This is a genomic window from Bradyrhizobium sp. (genome assembly GCF_004799405.1).
Classification (GTDB): Bacteria; Pseudomonadota; Alphaproteobacteria; order Rhizobiales; family Xanthobacteraceae; genus Bradyrhizobium.
On record NZ_SSMW01000014.1, the window covers coordinates 1 to 2,641 of the forward strand.

The following is a 2,641-nucleotide window of genomic DNA, read 5'->3' on the forward strand; positions in this document are numbered from 1 at the left end:
GGTCAGATCAGGATTGTCCCGGTTACGAGCAACGGTTGGCGGAAGTCCGCTTTGGACCGCATTACGGACTCGGGTCAGACCGCGCGCAATGTCTCAAAAGTGCCAGGAACGGAAGTCGGCGGACCCTATTCGATCACCTCGTCGGCGCGCAGGAGCAGCGATGTGGGCATGTCAATGCCGGTTGCCTTAGCGGTCTTGAGATTGACGACCATCGTGAACTTCGTCGCCCGCTCGACCGGCATGTCGCCGGGTTTTGCGCCCTTGAGAATATTGTCAACGAACGTTGCCCCGCGGCGTTCCAGGTCAGGAAAGTTTATCCCGTAGGCCATCAGGCCGCCGGCTCTCGCGAATTCGGGGAATCCGCACGACGGCAACCTTTGCATGGCCGCAATATCTGCAATCGCTTTGCTGTTTATATTCAGCATCCCATCTTCATGGATAACGGCCGCGTCAATTTTCTGATTGGCCATCGCGGCAAAGACGGGCTCGAAATCGCTCGGCCTGCGCGCTTCGAATGGTTGCAATCCTAGCTTCAAAGCCTTCGCAGTCATCTCCATCTCCTGGAGAATTGGCCCGCTCGCGGGATTGTCCGGATTCAAGAGAACAGCCGCCTTGGTCATCGTTGGCACGGCTTCCTTGAGCAATTCGAGCCGTTTCGCCATCAGTTCCGGGTTGAAAAACGTCAATCCGGTCACGTTGCCTCCAGGCCGGGAGAGGCTCTGTACGAAACCGAGGGCGAGAATATCGCCAACCGCTGTGGCGACGATTGGGATTGTCGTCGTGGCCTGCTTCGCCGTAAGCACCCCTGCTGCACCCTGGGTTACGATAACGTCGACGTTGAGGTGAACCAGCTCCGCTGCCAAAGCGGGCAGTCGGTCATATTTTCCCTCAGCCCAGCGGAATTCGATGAGAATATTTTTTCCTTCGACGTAGCCGAGGTCGCGCAGTCCTGCCCGCAGGGCCTCGACTCGAGCGGCATGATTGGAAGGGGATGTCAGGCCCAAATACCCGATGCGGGCGACCTTTGAAGGCTGCTGCGCCCGATCTCCGAGCGGCCACGTCGCCGCCGTGCCACCGAGAAGCGTGATAAACGCCCGTCGCTTCATTCGATCACCTCGTCGGCACGGGCGAGAAGCGTCTGCGGCACGGTGATTCCCAGCGATTTCGCGGTCTTCAGGTTGATCACCAGTTCGATCTTTGTAATCTGCTGCACTGGTAGATCGGCAGGCTCTTCACCCTTCAATACTCGGCCAGCGTAAACCCCCACCTGACGGTACGCAGCGGGATAGCTTGTGCCATAACTACAAAGAGCCCCTGCCTCAGGATATTCGCGGATCACATAGATTGCAGGTATCCCGTGGCGGGCGGTCAGAGCAATAAGTTGATCGCGGTTGTTATGAAAAACAGCATAGCCGCTTACGAGGATTGCACCGACGTGGTCACGGACCAGGGACTCGAAAGTTTCCTCAAATTCGCTGGGCTGAACAACCAATTGGATGCCGAGAGCGGTCGCAGCAGCTTTCAACTGCAGATTCGAGTTTTCGATGGAAGCGTCGTTGGTCGGACTTTCCAACGAGGCCACTGACTTCACCGAAGGAACCAACTCGTGGAGGACTTCCAGACGTTTTATCGCGAGGCTAGTATCGAGCAAGAAAACGCCCGTGACGTTGCCACCCGGTCGATTCAGACTAGCTACGAAGCCACTTTCGACTGGATCATAGCCAGTAAAGAAAATGATCGGAATTGACCGGGTCGCCGCTCGCGCGGCCGATACTGAAGGCCCCGAACCAGCGATGATCGCAGCGACCGGACTCTGAACCAGCTCCGTTGCTAAAGAAGCCAGCCGTTCACTGTGGTAGTCAGCGCAGCGAAATCGAACCTCCAGATTTTGACCTTCGACGTATCCGAGGTCGGCGAATCCGGGACGAACCGCGTCAAAATTACGACGAGCCTGTTCGAGCGTCCCAACGCCAAGAAATCCAATTGCTACCATGGGTCGCTGCTGTGCATTTGCTGCGACCGGCCAAGCAGCAACGCCGAGTAGCGTCATAAATTCCCGCCGCCGCATGTCCGCCTCCGACGATCAGAACGCGGCAGTGTAACTGTCCAAACTCAACATCTGGAAGACTTTAGGGGCCCATCCGGCGAAAATTTTCACGGTACTCAGCGCAGCTTTCACGAACGCTCTTGGTGTTTCGCCACGCTATCCAAGAGAGCGCCATTGGTATTGACCACCATGGCATTTGTTTTGGATCGAACTCTAATGGATCGGGAGCACTAGCTATAGGGCCGAAGCCTTGTTTGGCTGCCTCGGCCTCAGCTTCGTCCGGTGTGATTTGTCCTCGCCGAACTTGATCGATGAGATTGTCGCGGGCGGCCAATAGCCTTTCGTTCAATTTCATCGCGCACCTGGCGTAGCACCAAGGGGGTACGCGGAAACCGGTGGTGCTTCCGGCTTGTCAGATGGCCGTCCTATCCGCGCGCCCTAGTTTGCCTCAGGAGGAGCGCGATTCGCGATGGCTTAGTTGCCGGGATATGTCCGCTTTCGGGGGGTGGTCTCAACCGGTTGACGCAACACTTTATCTTAGAGGGAAAGGATGGAGTGTGGGATGGAACGGAGATTTCATAGAGGGTTTACTGC

3 protein-coding genes are annotated in these 2,641 nt (G+C 56.8%); all 3 read right to left on the reverse strand.

Going from position 1 to position 2,641, the window contains the following annotated elements; all coding sequences use genetic code 11:
- Positions 1 to 125: 125 nt before the first annotated feature.
- Positions 126 to 1,106: an ABC transporter substrate-binding protein gene (locus E7813_RS03120; RefSeq protein ID WP_291570754.1), complete on the reverse strand. Its 981-nt coding sequence runs from the start codon at positions 1,104 to 1,106 to the stop codon at positions 126 to 128.
- Entirely contained in the window at positions 1,103 to 2,068 is a 966-nt protein-coding gene (locus E7813_RS03125; protein WP_291570755.1) for an ABC transporter substrate-binding protein, read from the reverse strand. The genes E7813_RS03120 and E7813_RS03125 overlap by 4 nt, the downstream gene beginning before the upstream one ends.
- 61 nt (positions 2,069 to 2,129) lie before the next feature.
- The gene (locus tag E7813_RS03130) at positions 2,130 to 2,402 is read right to left on the reverse strand and encodes a hypothetical protein (RefSeq protein WP_291570757.1); all 273 of its coding nucleotides are present in this window, start codon (positions 2,400 to 2,402) and stop codon (positions 2,130 to 2,132) included.
- Between the last annotated feature and the right edge of the window lie 239 nt (positions 2,403 to 2,641).

Coding starts and splice junctions, on each gene's coding strand:
- E7813_RS03120 (WP_291570754.1), bottom strand. CDS start 1,106: ATGAAGCGACGGGCGTTTATCACGCTTCTCGGTGGCACGGCGGCGACG.
- E7813_RS03125 (WP_291570755.1), bottom strand. CDS start 2,068: ATGCGGCGGCGGGAATTTATGACGCTACTCGGCGTTGCTGCTTGGCCG.
- E7813_RS03130 (WP_291570757.1), bottom strand. CDS start 2,402: ATGAAATTGAACGAAAGGCTATTGGCCGCCCGCGACAATCTCATCGAT.